This window comes from Undibacterium sp. Ji22W (assembly GCF_049340305.1).
Classification (GTDB): Bacteria; Pseudomonadota; Gammaproteobacteria; order Burkholderiales; family Burkholderiaceae_D; genus Undibacterium.
In genome coordinates, this window is the sequence record NZ_JBMPOU010000003.1 from 315,745 (window position 1) to 339,272 (window position 23,528).

Sequence of the window (23,528 nt, forward strand, 5' to 3'; positions counted from 1 at the left end):
GAGCTTTTTTAGGGTGCCTCAAAAATAACAAAATCTTCCCACATACCAAGCAAAAAAGTAGACCATGCAAGGATCCGATTTTCTCCTTCCCCCTTCAAAGGTAAGGCCGGGATGGGTCTAAGTGGAATCGTAGAGCTTGATCACTCCGTACTGACCAAGCTTGCACAAATAACCAATAAAAGAAGTAAGGCGGTGCAAGCCGCGCCGCCAACACGTCGAGCAACCCAGCTCAAGCTATGAACAGCGCGGGTCGTACCTGCCCTACAAATTCACATACCATTGCGACCAGATATCGTAAGTACTTCTTACTGCCCAAACTACATCACAGGCAGCGTATTGATAACCACATGCTGAAACCGCTCAGTCTCATCCTGATGAATCTGATGTCCCGAGTTTTCAAACGTAATTATTGCCTTCTTCGGTGCTGTCAATGCTTTGAAATAATCCACCGTGATCTTTATCGAAGTTTGAATATCGTTCTTAAAACAGCTAGTAAGATTTATTGATATAGATGGAAATTCTTTAGGAGATGTCTTCGGAATTTCAACGAACAAGACTGGAAGGATGTGTCAGACTTTTGCTATGAATTTTGGCCTATTGTCGCGCTAAAATGAAATCTGTTTTTACCATATTTTTTTGCCTGGTACATTGCAGTGTCTGCTTGTTTCAGTAATTGTTCTGCTTGGATATCGCCATGCTGAAAAATAGCAATACCAATTGAAGCACCGACTGTAGTTGGATTGCCTTGCCATTCGATTGGTTTATTGATTTCGTCAATCAGGCGTGCGGCAATCATGGCGATGTCATCGATGCTGTCTGGTTGATCTAATAAAATGACGAACTCGTCACCACCCAATCGAGCTGCTGTATCGGAGCTGCGAATTTGTTGTAAGAGGCGTGACGCGACTGTCTTCAATACATGGTCACCCATATCATGCCCCCAGCTATCATTCACTTCCTTAAATCCATCGAGATCGAGAAATAGAATGGCGATTCTTCGCTCCTGACGTTGTGCCATGATGAGCAATTGTTGTAATCGTTCCATCAACAGCAGTCGGTTAGGTAGTTTAGTTAAACTATCATGCAAGGCTAAATGCGCGATTTCCTCCTGCCGTTCCCACTCTATTGTCACATCGTGAAAAACACCGACGTAGTGGCTCACCGCACCCGCATGATTTTTGATACTTGATAGCGTGAGTTTCGCCAAAAAATGTTGTCCATCTTTGCGTTTATTCCATACTTGTCCAACCCATTCTCCACTAGAGCGCAACTGCTGATACATGTGTTGGAAAAAACTTGAATCATGACGTCCAGAATTGAGAATACTGGCCGGTTTTCCTAGGACCTCCTCATCGCTATAACCAGTGAGTGTGCTAAAAGCCGGGTTGATCGATCGGATGTTGGAATTGGCATCGGTCACCATGATTCCTTCGGAAGTCGCATTGAAGACACTTGCTAGCAGGCGTACTTGGCCGTCTGCTTTTCTCAATTCTGTAATGTTCGTAATAAGTACAAAAAAACCTTGCACTTCACCGTTACTGGCCCGATCAGGGAAGTAATTGGACAAAACATTGGTCGTACTGCCATCGTCTTTTGATATTTCGCGCTCAAATTCCTGTGCTTCTCCTGAGAGAACAGCGCTTATTTGGGGCTGGCTCTGCGCATAAAGTTTTTCCCCAAGAAGCTCTTGCAAAGTAATGCCGATCATTTCGCTAGCTGGGCGAGCAAAACCCTGCAAATAGGCAAGATTTGCAAATCGACAGATTAAATTCTTATCCCAATACGCAATCATGTTGGGAAAGTTGTCGGTGAGTGTGCGAATGAATCGGGTGTTTTTGACAGTCTCGTCCAATAAACTTTCAGTTCTTTTTCTCGTCTCTAATAATTCTTGTTCGTAACGTCCTCGTTCGGTTGTGACAAAAAAGAGCCAGGCATAAGCCTCGACCCCATCGATCGTGGTGCGTTGGCAGTTCATGAGTACTGGGATTTTGTCGCCGAGGTGATGAGTGATTGTCAGACGAATCTCACTGACCTTCCCTTCGCGCAGCAAGATTGGCCACACATGCGTTTGTAGAAAAATGCGACTCGCAAGAGGAAAAAACATTTCCATTGAGCATGATTCAACATCCTTTGAGCACTTGCCGACAATGTTGAGCAAGTCGCGATTGGCAAGCCGAATATTGCCCCGTGTGTCGGTGAGCAGCATGGGACAAGGGATGAGATCAAAATTAGTCATAGCGATAGCATATCGCTAGTCGATAAATTGGCGAATGGCATCAATCACTAAATCAGGTGCGCTCATGTGAGCGCAATGTCCCTGTACCTCTAATACCGTCAATTGATTCTCGGGGATTTTGGCATGCATATATTCGCCAATCGACACGGGTGCCAAGCTATCGGTACGATGTTGAAGAATTAAACATGGCACAGTGACTTTAGGCAGGTCATTTCGGTTGTCGGCGAAAAAGGTCGCTTTGGCAAACACTTTCATCGCAATGGGGTCGGTCGAACAAAAACTATCTGAGAGCGCGAGCGTGGTGCTATGGGATGCTTGTTCCGCCGAGACGACAGGGGCGAGGTAATTTGCCCATCCAATGTAGTTTTGATCCATCAGTTCGAGCAGATCTTCCAAATCACTTTTCTCAAAACCGCCTAGGTAATCGGGTGGATGATTGATGAAACAAGGGTTAGGGCCAACTAAAATGAGTTTGCCAAAGAGTCCTGGGCGCAGGATGGACGCGATGATGCCAATGCTGCAACTGACCGAATGCCCAACAAAGGTGACATTACTCGTGAGCTCAAGCGCATCGCATATTTCCAAGATATCTTGCGCATAACCTGCTAACTCAGCGTATCGCTGCGGATCAAAAGCCGACAGATCGGAACTGCCAGAGCCAACATAGTCAAACACCACTTGCTGATGACTGGAGGCAAAGGCGGGATTGATCGCGTCCCACATGCCTTGATGGCACCCAAAACCGTGGGCATATAGGATGGTCTTGTCTTGCGAACCTAATACTTTGACGTTATTTCTTGAAATGATATTTGGTGCTTTTTGGTCGATCAGCATAGAGTTCTCCATTGGCAAAGTGTGATCTTGTAGGTCAGCTGCGATTTTATTCATCATACAGACTTGTATCTCGTCGCCATTGTAAATTATGTTGAAATAAGGCTTAAAAGTATTGTTTTTTGGAAATAAGCTACGCGAAATTTGGTAAAACACTTTATCCTTTCAAAGAGAACTAATGAAATGCCTTTTTTGTATGGCACTTGGAGAGAATTTTATGCAAATCGCCGCGATACCAATCAATGAGTCTGATCGTCTGCGATCCCTACGCGAGTTAAAGTTGCTCGACACAGCGGCGGAGCCGCAGTTTGACGCCATTGTCAATGCCGCAGCCTTGATCTGCGGCACGCCTATTTCGCTGATCAGCTTGGTCGATATGAATCGACAATGGTTTAAAGCCAATCATGGTCTGGAAGCCGCGACAGAGACGCCGCGCGAACTTGCTTTCTGCGCACATGCGATCTTGGGTGATGAGTTATTGGAAGTGACAGATGCGACGCAGGATGCCCGTTTTTTTGATAATCCTTTAGTGACAGGTAGTCCAGATATTCGTTTTTATGCTGGTGTGCCGTTGACACTAAAAGACGGGAGTCATATTGGTACACTGTGTGTCATCGATAGTGTGAGCAAACAATTGACGTTGAACCAACGCGTAACATTGATCGAACTAGCCAAGATCGCTGTGCACGCGATGGAGGCGCGTAGATTGGTCATTGAACAGGCGAATAATGGTGCACAGTTCCGTGCTCTATGTGAGTCCTCTCCGCTCGGCATTTATGCGACAGATACCGACGGGGCCTGCACCTATACCAACGCACGATGGCAAAGTATTTACTCTATGAATTTTGAGGAAAGCCTTGGGACTGGATGGGCTAAATCATTGCACCCAGAAGACAGGGCAAGTGTGTTCCAAACGTGGCAGCGTTGCGCCGAAAATAATCTTGATTTTGATATGCAATTTCGAACCCAATTGCCGGGTGGTGAGTTGCGCGTAGTACATAGCACAGCACGTAAAGCGATTGACGACAGTGGTCAATGCACAGGCTTTGTGGGTACCGTGCAAGATGTTACGGAACAAATTGCGGCAGAACAAATCAATGATTCGCTGTTGTCCATGATCCGCAAACAACGCATTATGTCAATCACAGATCTTAGTGGTGACATGATTGAAGTGAATGATGCATTTTGTGAGATAAGCGGTTTTAGCCGCGATGAGTTATTGGGCCAGAATCATCGAATCGTCAATTCTGCCATTCATCCGCCCTCATTTTTTCAAGATATCTGGCGCACGATTTCTTCGGGTAACTCATGGCGCGGAGAAATTTGTAATCGGAGCAAGACTGGCGAATTGTATTGGGTCGATAGCATCATCGCTCCTTTGCGTGGCGTTGACGGCGCAATTGATAAGTATGTATCGATACGTACCGATGTGACCAAACGAAAAATCGAACAAGATCAGTTGCGCCAAAATAAGAATTTTCTGGATAAGATAGGACGGATCGCTGGTGTCGGTGGATGGGAAGTAGATTTGGTCGAAAACACGATTTTTTGGTCGGATGAAACCTGTCGGATTCATGGTGTCGAGCTAGGGTATAAGCCAACACTCAGCGAAGCGATTAATTTTTATGCAGAGGAAGCACGGCCAATTGTCACCAAAGCCGTTGAAGAAAGCATGAAGGGCGGTAAACCTTGGGATCTCATCCTTCCTCTAATCACGCAACAAGGCAAGCGTATTTATGTCCGTGCGTTCGGTAGTACGGAGTTTGAGAACGGTGTTCCAAAGCGATTGGCTGGGGCTTTTCAAGATGTGACAGCTAACATCGAACAGCAAAAAAATCTGGAAGACGCAAAACGACGTATTGAATTAGCCACCGAAGCAGGACAAATCGGCATTTGGGAGTTAAATCTGATTAATCAGTGCCTGATCTGGGATGCCCATATGTTTCATCTCTACGGTGTTGACCAGATACATGAAAATAACACCTATGAACTATGGGCACAGCACGTGCATCCAGAGGATAAGGCGGATGCAGAACGCGTATTGAATGAAGCGATCAGTGGTATTCGTGAATTTGATACCGAGTTTCGTATTTGTAGGAAAGATGGCGCCGTGCGGTATATTCGAGGTGCCGCGGTCGTGATACGAGACGATCGTGGCCAAGCAATTCGTATGATTGGTGTAAATTGGGATATTACCGATCAACGCGAAGCAGAAGCGAATTTGGCACAACAACATGAGCTATTGCGTGTCACCTTAAATTCGATCGGTGACTCGGTGATCACCACCGATCATCGTGGTGATATTACGTGGCTCAATCCCGTAGCTGAAAGAATGACTGGATGGAGTAACGAAGAGGCCTTCGGTCGACCGTTAACGCAAGTTTTCCACATTGTGAATGAACAGACTCGAGCCCCGACCGAAAATCCAGTAGAGACTTGTCTGGAGCAGGGCAAGATCGTGGGTTTAGCCAACCATACTTTGCTCATTTCCCGCCATGGTGAAGAATATGGCATCGAAGATTCCGCCGCGCCGATTCGTGACGAGCGAGGCAATTTACTCGGTGTCGTGTTGGTCTTCCATGATGTAACTGAACAACGCCGGATGTCGGGTGAAATGAGTTATCGCGCGACGCATGATGGGCTCACAGGTTTGGTCAATCGGGTGGAATTCGAAAATCGACTACGTAGACTACTGCAAAAGACCCATGAAGAAGGCAGCATTCATGCGTTGCTGTACATTGATCTCGATCAGTTCAAGTTAGTCAACGACGCTTGTGGGCATACCGCCGGTGATCAATTGCTCCAACAAGTGAGTAAGTTGATGGCAGAACGGGTACGGACTGGCGATACGCTAGCCCGACTGGGCGGCGATGAGTTCGGCATTATTTTGGACCATTGCAACGCCGACCAAGCACAGCGAGTAGCACAGCAAATTTGCGATCGCATGGAGGAATTTAGATTCCTACATGATGGACGTCGGTTCCGTATCGGCACTAGTATCGGGCTGGTACAGATTAGCAATGCGTTTGCCAATATGGCGGCCATTTTACAAGCGGCTGACACCTCCTGCTATGCAGCGAAAGAAGCAGGAAGAAATCGTGTCCACACCTGGTTTGATACCGATCAAGCCATGCGTGAACGACATGGTGAAATGCAGTGGACAGAACGTATTGAACATGCCCTAGATGAGGATCGCTTTGTCTTATTCGCGCAGAGAATAGAAAGCTTGCATGGGAATGCTAGCGGGATTCATGCTGAGGTTTTGATCCGTATGCGTGATGTCGATGGTGGTCTTATCGCGCCAGGTGCTTTTTTACCAGCCGCTGAACGCTTTTACCTGGCATCCCGTATCGACAAATGGGTAGTCAAACAGGCGATAGCATGGCTACAAACTGGTGAAAATTACGTGGCGATTGAGACTCTGTGCATCAACCTTTCTGGACAGTCAATTGGTGATCGTGCTTTTCATCGGCACATGATGGAAAAGCTGTCGGTACTCGATCAGAAAATTTGTCAAAGACTGTGTATCGAAATTACCGAAACCGCCGCTGTCACTAACCTCGCGGATGCAGCGCTGTTTATCGAAGGCGTGAGATCCTTGGGCATACAAGTCGCACTCGATGATTTTGGCGCGGGTGCATCTTCTTTTGGTTACCTTAAGAATTTGAAAGTTGACGTAATCAAGATCGACGGACAATTTATTAAGGATATCGTCGATGATCCGCTAGATGATGCAGCGGTCAGATGTTTTGTCGATGTCGCGAAGGTGTTGGGCGTTAAAACGATCGCCGAATATGTTGATAAAGAGACGGTATTAGAGCGCGTCGCTGAGTTAGGCATTGACTATGCACAAGGGTTTTATTTGCACAAACCAGAAACGATTGAAAAACTAGTGTGCGAGCTGTCAACACCGGGGCTCAACAAGATGATCACTACGGACATAAAAATTTTGGCACATTGAGGCTCATTTTAATTCCTTGTAGTGGCAGCGTTCATCTCGCAAGCGGACGAAGGCAAGGGTGAGGGCGGTTCAAAAAGAACCGCGCCTCACAAACGACAAACAAAAAAGTAGGGCGGGTGCAACCCGCGCCGCCAACAAGTCAAGCAATCCAGCTCAGCATATGAAGAGCGCGGCTTGCACCCTCGGTGCAGCGCTTTTAATTCCTCCTCCTTCAAAGCATAGCTATTCACACAAGTTCAGTGAACAGCAAAATCCATTCACCGTCACTTCTGCGAAGGCAGGAGCCCAGCGTCTTTTTGTCGATCAACGAACACCGCTAGATTCCTGCCTACGCAGGAATGAAGCGTCTCGTCTATTGATCAAGCCATGTTGAGGACAACTACATCACAGGCAGCGTACTAATAATCACATTCTGAAACCGCTCAGCCTCATCCTGATGAATCTGATGCCCCGAGTTTTCAAACATAAACAAAGCCTTCTTCGGCGCTTTCAATGCCTTGAAATAATCGACCGTGATCTTTGTCGAAGTTTGAATATCATTCTTCCCCACGAAAAAATAAATCGGGCAATCAACTGACTTCAAAGTCGTAGGCAAATCAATCCGCGTCACTTCATTCCAAACGGGTGACCAAGTTTTTGACCATTGCAGAAAACCCGCCTTAAAACCCTCGCTCGTTGCAAAGGATTTGCCCTCTTTAAAAAACAGCCACTTCCTCAAATAAAACATATCTTCATCCACGACAGACGGCATACTCACCGTCGCTAATTCCTTAGTCGCGACCTCGTTGTCTTTGAAGTGATTCTTCAAAATCACCAACAATTCTTGTTCACTAGCGAGCTGGCTCACCACAGGATTCGAAGCGAAGTAGCCATACAATAACTCAGGATGATTCTTCACGATATAAAAGCCTAAAACATTCCCCCAAGAGCTACCCAACAAATAGATCTTTTCTTGCTTCAATTCTTTTCGAATAAATTGGATGACCTCCAGCGTGTCCTTCTCCATCAACGCAACGGAAGGCTGAACAGGCGAAGGATTTAATTTCAAAGTCTTACCAGCATCACGCTGATCCCACTGCACGATGGTGAATCGGCTTTTCAAAACAGAAGTAAAAGCAGGCGCACCATTGATCATGGAGCTACCAGGGCCGCCAGATAAAAACAGCAAAACAGGTTTGCTAGCATCATCCGTTTTGATCTCGACAACCTGCTTGATGCCACCGATTTCTGGTGTCAGTGTTTTGTCGATTTGTATTGATGCGTTTTGAGATTGTGATGCTTTTGAATCTTGGGCTTTGGATACTGAGAATGGGATGGAGATTGTGAATAAAACGGTTAGTAGTATTTTGTTGATCATGGGGTTTTGAGTTTGGTTGATTGTTGATTCACAAGAATAGCCCACCTTGGTGAAATAAGGTTCTTCGTTTTAGTTTCTTTGGAACGGGCAGATTATTGGTAGCTCTTCAAAGTTAAAACTACGTTCGCATCACTTATTTATTGTTTTTTTGTTGAACTCGACGCTATGGAATTCGTATTTATGTATTAACTTGATGCGAAGAAGAATGTTTGCTTAAGGTTTATGGGAGTTGTTTGTAAAAACAAAGTGATGCCGACACCTCTTTGTTGGATGATTGAATATTTGATTGTGTTTAGCTCTGATTTAGCACAAAGAAAAAAATAGAATTGATTTTGGAGTAGGTCAGCATCATTGTTGAAATGAACTGACTCTGACTCCTTGGATGCTTCTAACAGTTTACTCTGTTGATTTAGTCCCTCCTTTCGTTAGAAGTTCCAAAACTGATTTTGATCCTGAAGATGAATCATTTTTCCCGTGGCCGAATCCGGTTTCTTGCGGTGAAAATATGCAAGATGCAGCGTGGGCAAGAATTATGTCTTCAGTTCCTTTTTGGCCAGCTGCTTCAACCAATGCACGATAGGTAAGGAGTGCATTTTGCCGATGTTTGTTTACAACAGCATTATGTTTGTGGGTTGAATAATTCTTTGCTGACATCAACAATAAGTAACCCAGTACCGCAAATATAAGAAATTTGCTACTTATGAGCTGAAACATTTCCGCATTGCTTTCTGGCTTGATCCAAGGTAGTTTATGTAACATCAAACTTAACACTGCAAATAAAATAACGCCAAAAGCAAAACGGTATGTGTATGTTAGCCAAGTATTAGCCAAAATCTCCTGCTCACTGGCTTCTTCTTTGAAATATGCAGCTTGTTGAGAGACTCCCTGTTCTGAAGCGACGGCTCTAATTGCAGCGAGCGCAACCTCCGCAGCATCTTTCGATTGAAGCAGTTCTTGAGTAAGTTTCGTAGATTGGTCTTTTATTGTTTGGATTGCTGCCCTTGCTTGAGATTCCAGTAAAGATGTGTCGGTACTCCTTGCCACGCCGTAAGAGATGTACAACCAGAGAGCACTAAACACTTGGTCTCGTCGAGATTTAATAAGATTTAATATGTTAGTTCTTTGGTCTGCCGCATTCGAATTTGTTGCGTCAAATTCTAGAATTTGTGTGAATAAATTAAAGTCACTTTGGGCAAGCGACCCTATCGAAAGTAATTGTTCATCAGAAAAATCTTCGAGTGACGTAATCGGTATTCGTTTGTAAATTTCGATTAATTTTTCTGCAGGTTTAACTGCTTCCAGAAAGCTCAACTGTGTTCCTAACGCGTTTTCACGGCTGAGCGTACTTGCTTCAAATTGTTGAACCCTTACTAGCGACTCTAGTGTCTCTTGGTATCTTTCTGTGGAATTCATTAAATTTTCTCTTATAAATTGTGGGATGAGACTAATTTGAATTAGATCGTGGATCGCTAAAGTATGCTCAATAGACGAGTAATAATTGGTTCAAAATGTTGTATTGAGTCACGTGCTGTAGTAATGTGCGCTCCATTTAGACCATCTCTTGCTCCGCAATAAAATACTGGCTTTCGTGCCGCCAACGAGTATGGAATTAGACTATGTAGATTCGGAATTCTTCCGATGTTCCAATTCGCGTCAGTCCAATTGTGAACTTGACCTAACGGTTGAAGTTTTTCGACAATATTTTTTTGAACCGCGTTCACAACCTGCTCTCCAAAAATGGACCACCCTCTCGTCATGCCCGCTGAATTATTCCTAATATTATGCTGTTGCATTACATATCCAAGGAATACTGGTCTCCCTTCTGGAAGTTCAATATTTGATTCGACATATGCGGCTCTGCACTGTTCCCATTCTTTTCGCCAAGTAACCAATTTTGTACCTAGATTTTGTGTACCTCGAATTGAAAAGAGATCAGGCGACATTGGTACAATAAAATAGTCACTTGCGGCTAACACCGACCTATTTAATGCTCCGAGGTTTGGCCCTAAATCTAACATTACAACATCAGCTTCGATTTTTTCAGCGGCCCATTTGATATAACGATAAATCGCAGATTGAATTCGAAGATCTCCTGGATTGCCGCCTTTGGCGCCACTCCAAGAATCGCCGAGAGAGTCTTCAAAATTACTAAGTAGTATGTCGCCAGGTACGATAAAAAGGTTTGGATATTCTGGATTCACAATTGAAGGTTGGCGCTTCCTTATGTCGCCGAGTCGTTCATATAACGGTTCTATCGCATTCCAAATACTATTGCCTCGGTCGGTTTTCCAGCTTCTTTCGAGCTCAGCTTCGTCCATCGAGTAAGCTGATAAATTGCATTGGCTATCCAAATCGACAATTAAGACTTTTTTTCCTCTTTGTGCCAAGAGGTGGGCGATATGATACATATATGTTGTTTTGCCAACGCCACCTTTGTTATTAAATATTGAGACAATCTTCATGCATGTACCTTAAGTTTTAATCGTCGCAAAATGCAACAGAATAGTTTAGAAATTAGTTAATTATTTGGGGAAAGTGGCAAACGACTACTTGTTTTCAATTTAATTTTATCTTGGAACTCGCACATTCAGAATTAATATGCAAAGTATTCCCAGTAAAGACTGACATAAAATTTATTGTTCTCATTAAGGAAGCAATTTAGATGCCACGTGAAATGACTAGTAGTTCGATTAGATTATTTGTATTTTCATGTTGTTAGTGCCATTAACCATGTAAATTTACACGTAAAATTTAGTCCGAATTGCATCCAAAGAATAAAATGCCCCAAACCCGCCCAGCCAAACCCTCAGACATCCCCGGCATCCTAGCCCTGCAAAGCCGCAATCTATTAAGCAACCTGAGCGAAGCAGAACAAAAGAATGGCTTTGTCACCACCGCCTTTACTGTCGCGCAGCTTGAAGCATTATTGGCGGATGGTGGTGTGTTCGTCGCAGTTGAAACTTCTGTAAATGATCAAACAGAAACCGTGATCGGCTATGCTTTTGCGGGGAGTTGGGCTTACTTTGCGCAGTGGCCGATTTTTCCGTTTATGTTGGCGCGTTTGCTTGCTTTGGATTTTGAAGGGCGGGCGATGACGGAGGCGAATTCTTTTCAGTACGGCCCTGTGTGTGTCGATGCGGCGTATCGTGGGCTGGGGGTGTTCCCGCGTTTGTTTGAGGCTATGCGTTTGGGGATGTGTGAGCGTTATCCTATTGGTGTGACTTTCATCAATCGTCTCAATCCGCATTCCTATCATGCGCATACTAAGAAGCTGGGGATGACGGTGATTGATGAGTTTGAATTTAACGGGCGGCCATATTATGGTTTGGCGTTTGATATGGCGCGGTCTGTGTTGGGGTAGGTTATTTGTTCCCTCTCCCGCAGACGGGAGAGGGCTAGGGTGAGGGTGGTTCAGTATTTGTGAAGTATTTGAAAGGCATAAATCGATAAGGGTTTTGCAGAATTTGTGTTTCTATTGACTTTATCCGAACTTGAACATCCCTCATCCCCGACCCTTCTCCCGCTTGCGGGAGAAGGGAGTTAAGAAACTTACTTGCTATCGATTCGAATTCCGATGTCGCATTTTAAGATCCCTGTCTTCTGCGCTTTTCATTGATATGTTGTGTAGCACACGGATACTGTCGCGGCGTTTATATATGCTCGGTACTGTGCCAAACTAAGGTATCAAGCTTTCTGTATTTTTTAACGAAGGAACTTGGTAACGGATACGAACGAAGGCATTCAACATTTGTACGATATAGTGAACGCCTTTGATGCGCTAATGTTGGTAATGCCTACAGTGAATGCGATTTGTGTGTAGTTGCTGGCAAGCCGCACAGAGGTCGTGCATCTGGCGCGTCGGCATTATTTTATTGGAGATAAAAATTGAATTCGATGAACACAGCTAACTGGTATTCGCAATTAATCAAGCCCACATGGTCGCCGCCAAGCTGGGTTTTTGGACCGGTGTGGTCGGTTTTGTATCTGATTATTGCGGTGACTTATGGCACTGTTTTTTATAGAGCGTTTACGGGGAAAGTTTCGTGGTTGGTGGCCTTGCCCTTTGCCCTGAATCTTGTTTTCAATATCGCCTTTACGCCGATACAATTCGGGCTCAAAAACAATCTGCTCGCAACTGTGGATATTTTGCTTGTGGTGGCGACGCTCGTTTGGGCATTGGTCGCTGTGTGGCAGGCATCCCCTGATTTACGCTGGGTGGTCTATGCCAATATTCCCTACCTTTTGTGGGGATTGTTTGCGACAGTATTGCAAATATCGATAACCTACCTCAATAGTTAAACATGCGATCACCCTTCAATATGTTCATCAAACTATATGCGATTGCGCTTCCTGTTTTTTTTGTCATCGATATGCTATGGCTGGGGCTAGTGGCCACAAATTTTTATCGCAATCAAATTGGTTATTTGATGCGAGATGAGCTTAATTGGGTCGCCGCAGTTATTTTCTATCTCTTGTTTATTGTAGGGCTCGTGCTGTTCGTTATTGCACCTGCCTTCGAGAAAAAATCTTGGATGGATGCGCTTTTATTTGGCGCACTGTTCGGGCTTATTACCTATGCCACCTATGACCTCAGCAATCTCGCGACGATCAAAGACTGGCCGCTGCTAGTGACGATAGTTGATCTAGCATGGGGCGCGACGGTGGCCGCGTCAGTCTCAACCGCCACCTTTTTCATCGCACGTAAGCTCAGCCTTTAACTTAAGCGAAACCAGTCAAATTCAAAGTCAAAGAAAATAAGGATTTTCTTTAATCTGGAAACCTTAGTAGGGCGAGTTTGAGTTTGAGTTGAAGTTTAAGTTTGATGGACGCCCTTACTATGGTTTGGCGTTTGATATGGCGCGGTCTGTGTTGGCTAAGTAGGGAGCGAGGCGAATGCTTTAGACAAAACTCGATGCTAGCGTGTGGCTACGACGCTCATCAGAAAAAAACGGCGACGAGTGTCAATACACTAGTCGCCGTTTTTGTTAGAGTCGTATAGGCTTGAAAGGCCTTGACACCGATTTATTGTGCGATGACGCTCACATCATCAATGAGAAAAGATGTCGCGACCGTGGAGCCTTCTACGCCCAAGAAATAGATGCGAATAGTTTGACCTTTGTAAGCGCTCAGGTCGAAAGTTTTTTTGACGTAGCTGCTACCCTTATTCAGATTGGAGTAGGTCGCTAAGGTGCCAAGTACCGTATTGCTGCTGTTACGGATTTGCAGTTTTAAGGTGTCGTAAGCTTGTGTTGTAGTCGTTTCGCTGGAAACCACCTTGAGCCAAAAACTGAGACTCACTGTGGTGCTGTTGGCAGGCACGGTGATTTGTTGATACAGCGTGTCTGTATGTGCAGCGCCATAGCCATTGAGCCATGCCTTGTAGCTGCCGGTACGCGCCGCCTGTGTCGCATCGTTGCTGATGACACCTGAGCTAGCAGTCCAATTGGCTGTGACACTCTCGAAGCTCGCGTTGCTGATGAGCTCGCTAGCGATGACATTGTTGATGCTGAAATTCACTAACGCAGAAGTGCTGCTGTTGTTCGCCGCGTCAAAGGCTTTCGCACTCAAGGTGTGGGTGCCGTTGCTCAGGCTGGTGGAATCGAGACTGAGCGAGTAGGGAGCTGTGAGGTCGCTACCCTTCAAAGCATTATCGATATAAAACTCAACCTTGCTGACGCCGACATTGTCAGACGCATTGGCATTCAAACTGATCGTGCCGCTACTACCTGATTCAGTGGCGCTGATCGTTGGGGGCGTGGTGTCGGTAACGACGTTGTTGATATTGAAGCTGACGACGGTCGAGCTACCGATATTATTTGCTGCATCGTAAGCCTTCGCCTGTAAGTTGTGAGTGCCATTGCTTAACGTGCTTGAGTTAACTACGGCGGTGTATGGTGCCGCTGTGCTGGTCGCCTTTAAACTACCGTCGATATAAAACTCCACCTTGCTAACGCCGACATTGTCACTTGCGGTGGCAGATAGGTTGATGTTGCCGCTGCTGCCACTGACGCTGGCGTTAACAGTGGGAGCAGTGGTATCGGCACTGCCAGTTGTTTGCGTGACCCAGATCGGTGCTGACCACAACATTTTGCCGTCGTCTTGGGTGATTTTGGCATAGTAGAAATGCTCGCCGACACTTGGCGTAATGGTGGTGATAGCAGTGCTCGACAATAGGGTCACGGTGCCATTACGACCCGGCACGCCTTCATAGATCTGAACCGTTGTCGCGCCGCGTCCTGCGGTATTGGCAAAATTGGCGGTGAGGGTCAGGCTGCCTGTATTAGAAAAACGTTCTCCCATGATGTGGCTATTCGCCGTCAATATGAGTTGAGAGTTTTTGTCCATGCTCGCAAACACGCGACGCGCACGCAGGGCATCAATGAAAGTTTGATTGGTCAACGTTGTTCCGTTGGCTAATAAGACGCCAGTGCGATTGGTGTACGAAGCACCCCAGTTCGCGCAATGGTTGTCTTGATTGGTGCTAAATGCGATGTGAAAACCCGCTTCCAGCGCTTTATTGCAGGCGGCTTCATACAGGCTTCTGCCGGTTTCGCTTTCTGTCGTGTTGGTGGAGAATGCCGATGTATTGAGCACTTCGCACAGTACCATTGCCTGATCACCATCCGCAGAGTAGGCAAGTGGAACGCTGTTAATCATGAATTGCCCGGTAGTTGCCGGATGATTGAATTGACCGATCCAACCACGTTGACGCATCAATGTGTAAAGCGCGGCGTAATCGCCTTTGGTCGTTTGAGTATCGCCAATTAACTGACCAGAACTGTTGGATTCCCACGATAACAATTCAGTTGAATTGAAGATGTTTAAATGCCCGCCATTGTTAATGACACCCCATTCCATACCGTAGACGCCTAAAAAGCCAGAATGCAAGGAATTGAAACTACTAGCGGCGGATAAGCCAGATTGATAGAGATTTTTTGCAGTCGCAGGATTCGCGGCAGCGTTAGTCGCGTCTGAGCCGTCGTACATGTGGTTGTGTTCTGACGTCATCAAAAAATCTAAGCCACGGTTGTACGCGTATTGATAAGCGTCACTTGGGCCAAACGCAGCGGACTGTGGATTTTGAGCACCGGTACATGCTGCCAAATCACCGCCGCCGTCACTGTGATTGGTTTGGCTATGCAAATTGCCGTAGTAGATCGTGTATGGCAAACCGTTAGCTGGTGCCAACGTCGCGACCGCCGCCTTATTGGTGAGTGGATTTTTTTGCGCGACATTACTATTCAGAGTGAGCTGACGGCTTCCGCGCGCTAAGGCGGAAAAATTCGGCATCTGCGCGGCTACTTGCTTACCGACCTGAATCTGCCATGTTTGTGTGATGACTTCGTGTTGGTTTGCGCTGAGCATTTGTTCGACGAATTTTTCTGTCGCGTTGCTATTGCTTGTTAAGCCTGTTGAAATCGGTGTCGTTGTTTCGGTTGCACTCAAGCGCACCTGATAAATACCATCGCTTAATGGTTTTTTATCGGCACTCGTGCCTGACCAAAGAATTCTCGTCCGTATCGCTTTGGTCGTGAGTTTTTCATTGCCATACCAGCGCTCTACGACTGTATTATTCGGGCGCAGTAGCTCTAGTTTCCAGCTGACAGTCAGTGGTTTCGTATTGAGTGGATAACTAAACTCCATCGTGAAATAGCGCGCTTCGCCTTTTGTGCCGAGGCTAGAATCAGCTTTGAAAGGCGCATGCAACGTCGCTTCAAATTCGTGGTGGTCTGTCACTGAGGCGATGGCTGATGGGTGCGCGCTCAAAGCGATGGCGCATACCATTCCAAGGTGAATTGCTAACTTTTTTAGCTTTTGACTGCATGTTAGATACTGCATATTTTTTCTCCCTGACATTGAGACGCTGGATAAGCGCATCGATGTCGTTTTGTTTTTTTAAGATCTTGTTGCGATTATTTTGTGGTTCTTTGAAATGAAACCTATCGTCAACACGAAGCGCTTGTTTGTTCACAAGACGACGCAGAGCGCAGTCATCACCTGCGTTGTTAATGCAGGTGTCTACTCAACTTTTGAAAGGAAATTTGAATGGAATAGCGCAAGGCCGGCGAACATGTGCAGACTCACAGGAAATTATGACTAGTGTGTTACATCGAATTTTTATGGTCTAAAAAACCACAACGCGAACGACGGCAAATGCCCGCGAGTACTTGAATTCACAGGTGTTTGCGGTGGTTTAGAGTCGCTTCTCTAAAAATTGGCGGAGAATTTGATTGCTAAATTAAATTGTCTAAGTTGGTGTCGAATTTACTTATAAGTGTGGGCGTCGTGGTGATAGATGAGATTAAATTTCTAACTCAATTTGTGGGCGAGCTAGTTGGGCTTTGCGTTTTTTCTTGGGGGTTTAATCGCTTGGTGGAAATCGCTTTAGCTGAGTTTGCTGATTTTGCTAAGTTTACTGATTTTGCTTGATCGTGATTTGAATGAGGCTCCATCACACCCAGCCTTTCAGCACGCAACTGGCAAGTCGCTTAGCAATTTCTGGCGCAAGGTGTGCTTTGGCCGCCTCAATCAAGAAAACAGTCTCCTTGGCGAAATGAAATAACGTAAGATATTGTCTTTTATGAAGCAGTTGATTTTAGATCTCGACATTGATAGCTCTAAATTTACATCGCCAAACTCAGACTGATCACTATCCATGAGCCAACTTAATTCTGATAATCCTGAACAAGATTCAGTTTCGACTACTGCCGATGCTGGCATCTCCATGACTGTCAATCCTGTTTATTCTGCTGTGCCTGATGCTGAGCAAGCCAGACCTATGCATGAGTCTTTGTTGAGGGGCGCTGGCTATTTGTTTTGGTGTGCATTGATTGCGAGTTCGGGGGCGGTCTATGGCGTGACGGCTTACACATTTTTTGTGAAATTTTTATCCGTTGGCAGTGGTGTGATGTTGACGTCTTTTTTGGTCGGCATTCCTTTGGCAATGGGTATGATCGTGGCGTATCTTTCTGAGAAAAAGAAGATGCGTGGCGTGGCGGTGGCGAGCGGTGTGTCCATGTTGGCTTTGAGCCTGTTTGCGTTTGCGGTGGGCGCTTTGTTTCGGGAAGGGACGATCTGCCTGGTGATGGCGATGGGTTTGTTTATTCCTTTGATGTTACTGGGCGCTTTGATTTCTGTGATCATTACTTGGCTGAGCCCTAATCAGTCCGGCAAGCTTTCAGCGATCGTGCTGCTGATACCGTTTGCGTTTGGGGGCATTGAACAAAAAATCGAAGCTCCTACGATCAGGCAGCAGACGCAGCGTTCTGTTTACATCGAAGCCAGCCCTGAAAAGATCTGGCAGCTGATTAATTTCCCTTTGAATATACGCCCCGATGAATTGAAGCATGGTTTTGCTTATAAAATTGGTGTGCCTTATCCGCTCGAAGCATGGACCCTAGAGGCGCGGGTTGGTGGTAAGCGGCAGTTGTTGTGGCAGCGTGGTGTCCGCTTTGAAGAAGAAATCACCGAGTGGCAAGAGAATCGTCGCATTGCTTGGAAATATTTGTTCACACCGGAGTCTTTTCCAAGTGGTTCTTTGGATGATCACGTGGTGATAGGTGGTCAATATTTCGATATCGAAGATACTTCGTACACGCTTAGTCCAGAAGGTAGTGGTACGCGTTTGACAGTGCAGGTCGGAACCCGAGTGAGTACGCATTTTAATTGGTATGCAGATTTTTGTGCGCGCTATTTGGTGGGCGATACGGCGGAAACGATTCTGAATTTTTATAAGCAACGTGCACAGGCGAGTTAACTAGGCACTTGTCGTTGGCGGTGAGTGTACAAAGTATTTTTCAGAAAAATTTCCCTTTGCATAAATGAACGAAACCCGCTCTCAACCCAAACTGCAGACCTTCCCGGCATCCTTGCGCTGCAAAGCCGCAATCCATTAATCAACCTGAACGAAGCAGAACAAAAGAACGGTTTCGTCACCACCGCATTGACTGTCGCGCAGATCGAAGCATTATTGGGCAATGGTGGTGTGTTCGTCTCGGTTGAGATGTCTGCACATGAGCAATCAGAAACCGTGATCGGCTATGCCTTTGCGGGGAGTTGGGCATTCTCTGCGCAGTGGCCGATTTTCCGTTTATGGTGGCGCGTTTGTCTGCTTTATATTTTGAAGGGCGGGCGATTATGGAAGTGAATTCTTTTCAGTATGGTACTGTGTGTGTCGATGCGGCTTATCGCTGCCGAGATGTTTTTCCGCGTTTTCGTCCCTTCGACGCACCTACGAAGAAGCTGGGGATGACGTGATTGATGAGTTTGAATTTAACGGGCGGCCTTCATGGTTTGGCGTTTGATATGGCGCGGTCTGTGTTGGGTGGTGTGGTGATTTATTGTTGGGTTTTGGAATTGGTTCTTGTCGTGCGATAGACATTGTTGATAGCGTTACTTTAGCGCACCCCCAACCCAGCTCTCCCCTTGAAGGCTGAGAATTATCCACAAATATTCATTAAAACGTTGATTCATTTTTTTGAAATAGAAGAGACATTTAAAAAGTAGGGTGGTTTGCCGCAGATCTACTAGACCTACACGGAAAAAAGAAGCATATTCCATCGCTAAGGGCGTCAGGCTAGTATTTGGCTTCGATATTCTTGAAGCTCCCATCTTCCTTCATTTCTCGCAGTTTTTTGTTTAATTTTGCGATCGCCTCCGCCTGTGTTTTCGGATGGCAAGCCAAGTAATAGTCTGCATGGAAATAATTAAACAACCAAACAACTTTGCCCTCGAGATTATTCTCCGCAATCAGCTTTTTTCCATGGGTATCACTCGCTGTTGCAAAATCAATCCGACCAATAGCAACATTCTTAAATGTCGTAGAAGACTCACTTGAGGTGACCGTTTTGAAGCCCTTCGCCGACAAATAGGAGAGAACCACTTGTCCTTCCTCAGTACCGATACTCGATTGTTTGATATCGTCGAGCGTCTTAAACTTGTTTAATTTATCCGGACTTCCAAAGAGAGCCCAATTCCCTGTTGCAATCGGCCCAATCCAATGAAAGGACGGCTCTCTTTCCTTTGTTTTGGCTGTCGAAAACACGCAGGTATTCGGTGTCTTACGCGCCATTTCAAACGCGCGGTTCCAGCTCATGATGTTCATTTGATACGCGAGCCGGCTTCTCTTGAATAATTCGTGAACTTTGTCTGCAGTTGCACCGGTGATCTTTCCATCCCTGTCAGCAAAGCTAAATGGATGGTAATGCTCAGTGGTGATGTTGATTCTGACTGGCGAGGTTTGCGCTGTGCTTAATCCACACAATGTTGTGGAAAATAGAAAATAGAAGAAGAGAAATAAGGTTTTCAAGTGCTTAGTCACTTTCCGGATGGCAATACTAATAACGGCTTGAATCGGCAATTGATAATGAGCCAAAGTAAGTGTGACGTTTGAAGGAAATACCGCAATGAATCTAAGAGTAGTTCAAGCGGCGATATGGGTCAACTAATCTTCAGAGTTTTGTCATTTTGTCTTGCGTTGAAAGTATCTTCAATCGTCTCAATTCGCATTTTTTGTCACGAGCATGTTAAGAAGCAGGGGTGACGGTGATTGATGAGTTTGAATTGAACGGGCGGCCTTCATGGTTTAGCCTTTGATATGGCGCGGTCTGTGCTGGGTGGTGTGGTGGACATTGTTGGTTGCTTCACTCTAACTCATTCCCCACCCTAGCCCTCCCCTTGAAAGGGAGGGGACTTTTAGTGGTGCTCTGACTTGTGTTGGTAGCTATGTCATGAAGGGGGGAGTTAAATCAAATCGTCCTACCAGCATCACGCATCTGTCGTATCGGTGACATCAGCAAAGCGATGATCACGATCACGATCAGTAGTGCGCCGCTGCCTGCGAATAACTGGCTGAGGCTGAGGCTATGCATTAGCCATCCTGTCAGTGCCGCAGAGACGGGACTGATGCCCATAAAGATGAACATGAAAATACTCATCGCGCGTCCCAGCATGGCGGGTGGTACTTGGCGTTGTATCCAGGTGAAGACTGCGACGTGCAGATAACCGCCGAGTGCGCCTATCGCTAATAAAGTTACAGCACCTTGCCATGCGACGTGGATCATTCCCATAGGCATAAACAGCAGCGCGACTAAGGTATCGATGAGTAAGATCGTGCTCCCCAAACTACCAAGGCGCAGCTTGGGAAAGATGGATGACATCGCCATGCCAAGAAGCGTTCCAGCACCATGCGCACCGGCTAGTAGGCCGAGCACACCTGCGTTATTTCCTAATTGTTGCGCCAATAAAGGCATGGCAATTTGCATCGGTCCCATGATTAAAAAAGCGATGGCAGACCAATACAAAAAGCAGGTGCGCATCATGGTGTCGTTCCAGCAATGACGTAGGCCGCTCATGGTCGCGCTAAGTAAGGATTGCTTTGATGTCGATCCCTGTTGATCTGCTTTGATTGGCAGCATGTTCACATGCGATAAGGTCCAGGCAGAAAATCCATAACTAAAACAATCGACAAAAAATGCCATTGCTAGTCCTTTTTTATCGGCGATATCCATCATGTCCGCAGCATGTAAAGTCGTTGCCAATCCAGCTTGCGATCCAGCGGCGTGATCACCCAACAGCGCGATTAAACCGCCCGCCATCAAAGGACCTAAAAAGAAAGTGATCTGGCGTAAGCCTAGCATCATGCCATTGGCCGCTTGTAAGTGTTCTGCAGCGACGACGCGTGGCAACATTGAGGTTCCGGCTGGAATACTAAACGCAGTTGATAATCCCAACAGTAGGGCGATCAGATAGATCATCCATAAGCTCAGACTGGAAGTCATTAGCAGCACGACCAGAACCGCCAGTAAAACAGTATTGATGTACTTGGTAATCATCATCACCGACTTGGGATCATATCGATCAACGACGGCACCACCAATGAGCATGAATAGGGCGCGCGGGATGCCGAGTAGTGCCAGCACGATGCCCAGAGTGAGCGTGTCATGGCTCATTTGCAGTACTAGCCAAGGTAGGGCGATGAGCGTAAATTGATCGCCTAGCATCGAGGTAATACCACCCGTTAGCATCCACAGAAAATTGCGGTCACGCATAAAGCCGCGTGCTGGCTTTGAGTTGTTGTTCATAAAACTCCAGATAAAGGGATAGCCTTGTCCGCCGGACTTGGCTGCTTAGTACGATCGATAGTGTGTTGTGGGATTGGCTGGTATTTGCTTAGGCGCTTATTTCGTCATCGATTTTTTGGGAATCGTTTTTGCTGCTTCGGACGATGGCGCTGCGGCCAAATTCTGCGTTTCTAAATAGCGTATGCCTTTGACGGCATAATCTAGTACTTCTTGCGACAAGCCACCGCCTATAGTTAATCTGGGTTCTTTTTCATGAATTTGCCGGATTTTTTGTACTGTCTCGATGCGGTTTCCCCAGGCATCTAAAAACATACTGCGCCAATCTTGAATACGTTTTAAGACGATCGGATCAGTGACATCCATTCCCGCATCGATGAATTTTTTGAGGTCGATAAATAGCTCAGTCCAGTTATCCATATTTCGCATAAATGAGGGACGGAAATATTGGCATTCCTCTTCGCTCAAATAGCGCCGATAGATTTGATAACGAATTTCTATCGCAGCGACGTTGATGTAATCCATCATCGCAGTATCGACCCCGCTCATGGCTTGTATAGACGGCTCATCTCTATGCATGTCAGCGAATTTCTTGAGCAATCGCGGATTCGGAACCGATTGATGTACAGTATCCAACCATTTTTGTACCTGGACCAAAACCTGTGGCGCACTCGCTGCGATCTTGGCATCCATGAATTCGCGGATCTGCGCCACGATGGGTTGCATTGTCATGTCCATTTTTCCGCTACTGACATCCTTATGTTGACGCCACAGAGCGATGTCTTCTGGGCTGAAATATTTGGACCGCAGGCTCATCATTTCTAAGGTGGACAACCAATAATCCATATTCGGCTGGTCATGCTGTTGCAGTTGCTCGTCTAATTCCAACAGACGATCGCGTAGCTCTTGGCTTTGTTTGATCTGCTGTTCTAGGCTCAGAAGTTGTTGGCTAATGACGCTACGCAGATCCGCAGTATCGCCTTGAATTAGCTCACCGATTTCTTGCAAGGACAAATCCAAACGGCGCAAAGCCTGAATCTTATGCAAGCGGGCGATGTCATGGCGGTTGTAAAGGCGATAGCCAGCCTCGGAACGAACTGAGGGCGTGAGTAGTCCCAGCTTGTCATAGTGATGCAAGGTGCGCACCGTAATCCCAGTGCGTTGCGCTAATTCGCCAATCTTTAACAACATAGTGTGCCTCTTTGATCGAACATGAAAAGAACATGAATCTGATATGCAGCACACTATAAAGCCTGACGTAGTGTCAGGGTCAAGGGGAATTATGAAGTTTTTTGTTCTTTTTTCGATAGAGGATGAATCTTGCTAGTTAACCAGCCACCTAGCGATGTCGATCCAAATAGGCAAGGCTCCAACTAGTCGCGTTATCGGATAAGTTACGATAATGAGTAGCGATGCCCAAGCAGTTACAGGATGGAGCCGGCGCGTATTTGCCAAGTCATATAACACATAAGCGAATACGCAAGCGCCTTTGAGGATGAAGACTAAGCTTAGGCCGCCACGTTCTATCACATCGAGGGGAAGGCGTGCGATGGCTGGCGCGATAATCGAAAGGTTGGCGAGTAGCATGAAACGGCTATGAAAATCGCGTTGGCGTCTGTAAATTAGGCCAAGAGCAACGAGCGCAACAAACACGAGTAGCTCACCCAAGGACGTGGCAAGGAATGAGAGCCCGCCAGGTTCGGCCTGCGCCCGTCTCGCACTGTCGATCGCTGTCGCAATGCCGATCACCATGACCAATAAACCCAAGCCCATTCCCCACATGCCGACACGTCGGTGTAAGGCATGCTTGCGGATGACGATCAAGAGCACTTGCAACATGAACAGTAAAATCCACAGCGTCATTACCAGTCCATGAACATGTAGTAGGATCGAGAGCGCGTCACCTCCGAATAGATTCTTAAGGTAATAATTTTTTGCAAATCCTGCAAAAGTGAGCAGCAGTACCAGACCTGCGATAATGCTGTGCACATATCGTTTGATTGCGTCGTTGGTTTTGAGTGCAATTGCATTCATGTTTGGTGTTCCATTTCATTAGTTGGCGAT

At 46.2% G+C, this 23,528-nt stretch carries 16 protein-coding genes; 6 read left to right on the plus strand and 10 right to left on the minus strand.

From position 1 onward, the window contains the following. Positions 1–580 precede the first annotated feature (580 nt). On the minus strand, positions 581–2,104 hold the full coding sequence (locus tag ACO0KW_RS14025; protein WP_423053854.1) for a diguanylate cyclase domain-containing protein: 1,524 nt from the start codon (positions 2,102–2,104) through the stop codon (positions 581–583). Positions 2,105–2,251: 147 nt separating this feature from the next. After that, complete coding sequence (locus ACO0KW_RS14030; RefSeq protein WP_423053855.1) at positions 2,252–3,127, minus strand: alpha/beta fold hydrolase; 876 nt, start codon at positions 3,125–3,127, stop codon at positions 2,252–2,254. Positions 3,128–3,284: 157 nt separating this feature from the next. On the opposite strand from ACO0KW_RS14030, the gene ACO0KW_RS14035 reads away from it, so the two are divergent. Continuing rightward, on the plus strand, positions 3,285–7,028 hold the full coding sequence (locus tag ACO0KW_RS14035; RefSeq protein ID WP_423053856.1) for a PAS domain-containing protein: 3,744 nt from the start codon (positions 3,285–3,287) through the stop codon (positions 7,026–7,028). A gap of 379 nt (positions 7,029–7,407) precedes the next feature. Here the strand turns inward: ACO0KW_RS14035 and ACO0KW_RS14040 are convergent, their stop codons facing one another. From ACO0KW_RS14040 to ACO0KW_RS14050, 3 genes are all read right to left on the minus strand, one after another. Further along, on the minus strand, positions 7,408–8,385 hold the full coding sequence (locus ACO0KW_RS14040) for an alpha/beta fold hydrolase (RefSeq protein ID WP_423053858.1): 978 nt from the start codon (positions 8,383–8,385) through the stop codon (positions 7,408–7,410). A gap of 396 nt (positions 8,386–8,781) precedes the next feature. Next, positions 8,782–9,798, minus strand: a complete 1,017-nt coding sequence (locus ACO0KW_RS14045) for a hypothetical protein (RefSeq protein ID WP_423053859.1) — start codon at positions 9,796–9,798, stop codon at positions 8,782–8,784. 56 nt (positions 9,799–9,854) lie between these two features. Further along, entirely contained in the window at positions 9,855–10,847 is a 993-nt protein-coding gene (locus tag ACO0KW_RS14050; protein ID WP_423053861.1) for a ParA family protein, read from the minus strand. Between the two features lie 317 nt (positions 10,848–11,164). On the opposite strand from ACO0KW_RS14050, the gene ACO0KW_RS14055 reads away from it, so the two are divergent. From ACO0KW_RS14055 to ACO0KW_RS14065, 3 genes are all read left to right on the plus strand, one after another. Beyond that, positions 11,165–11,746: a hypothetical protein gene (locus ACO0KW_RS14055; RefSeq protein WP_423053862.1), complete on the plus strand. Its 582-nt coding sequence runs from the start codon at positions 11,165–11,167 to the stop codon at positions 11,744–11,746. Positions 11,747–12,279: 533 nt separating this feature from the next. Then, the gene (locus ACO0KW_RS14060; RefSeq protein ID WP_423053863.1) at positions 12,280–12,684 is read left to right on the plus strand and encodes a TspO/MBR family protein; all 405 of its coding nucleotides are present in this window, start codon (positions 12,280–12,282) and stop codon (positions 12,682–12,684) included. 20 nt (positions 12,685–12,704) lie between these two features. After that, positions 12,705–13,103 (plus strand): DUF2177 family protein, encoded by a 399-nt coding sequence (locus tag ACO0KW_RS14065; RefSeq protein WP_423053864.1) that lies wholly within the window; start codon positions 12,705–12,707, stop codon positions 13,101–13,103. Between the two features lie 304 nt (positions 13,104–13,407). Here ACO0KW_RS14065 and ACO0KW_RS14070 read toward each other — a convergent pair whose 3' ends face one another. Further along, positions 13,408–16,224, minus strand: coding sequence for an Ig-like domain-containing protein (locus ACO0KW_RS14070; RefSeq protein ID WP_423053865.1), 2,817 nt, complete (start codon positions 16,222–16,224; stop codon positions 13,408–13,410). Positions 16,225–17,041: 817 nt separating this feature from the next. On the opposite strand from ACO0KW_RS14070, the gene ACO0KW_RS14075 reads away from it, so the two are divergent. Together ACO0KW_RS14075 and ACO0KW_RS14080 are read left to right on the plus strand one after the other, a co-directional pair. Further along, positions 17,042–18,142 carry a hypothetical protein gene (locus ACO0KW_RS14075; protein WP_423053866.1) on the plus strand — a complete coding sequence of 367 codons (1,101 nt, stop codon included), beginning with the start codon at positions 17,042–17,044 and terminating at the stop codon, positions 18,140–18,142. 24 nt (positions 18,143–18,166) lie between these two features. Then, the gene (locus tag ACO0KW_RS14080; RefSeq protein ID WP_423053867.1) at positions 18,167–18,532 is read left to right on the plus strand and encodes a hypothetical protein; all 366 of its coding nucleotides are present in this window, start codon (positions 18,167–18,169) and stop codon (positions 18,530–18,532) included. 429 nt (positions 18,533–18,961) lie between these two features. Here the strand turns inward: ACO0KW_RS14080 and ACO0KW_RS14085 are convergent, their stop codons facing one another. The 4 genes from ACO0KW_RS14085 to ACO0KW_RS14100 all read right to left on the minus strand — a co-directional run bounded on the left by ACO0KW_RS14085 (position 18,962) and on the right by ACO0KW_RS14100 (position 23,498). Continuing rightward, the gene (locus ACO0KW_RS14085) at positions 18,962–19,693 is read right to left on the minus strand and encodes a substrate-binding periplasmic protein (protein WP_423053868.1); all 732 of its coding nucleotides are present in this window, start codon (positions 19,691–19,693) and stop codon (positions 18,962–18,964) included. Between the two features lie 439 nt (positions 19,694–20,132). After that, the gene (locus ACO0KW_RS14090; protein ID WP_423053870.1) at positions 20,133–21,467 is read right to left on the minus strand and encodes an MFS transporter; all 1,335 of its coding nucleotides are present in this window, start codon (positions 21,465–21,467) and stop codon (positions 20,133–20,135) included. A 96-nt stretch (positions 21,468–21,563) separates the two neighbouring features. Further along, positions 21,564–22,655 (minus strand): MerR family transcriptional regulator, encoded by a 1,092-nt coding sequence (locus tag ACO0KW_RS14095; RefSeq protein WP_423053871.1) that lies wholly within the window; start codon positions 22,653–22,655, stop codon positions 21,564–21,566. A 132-nt stretch (positions 22,656–22,787) separates the two neighbouring features. After that, positions 22,788–23,498, minus strand: coding sequence for a hypothetical protein (locus tag ACO0KW_RS14100; protein WP_423053872.1), 711 nt, complete (start codon positions 23,496–23,498; stop codon positions 22,788–22,790). Positions 23,499–23,528 lie beyond the last annotated feature (30 nt).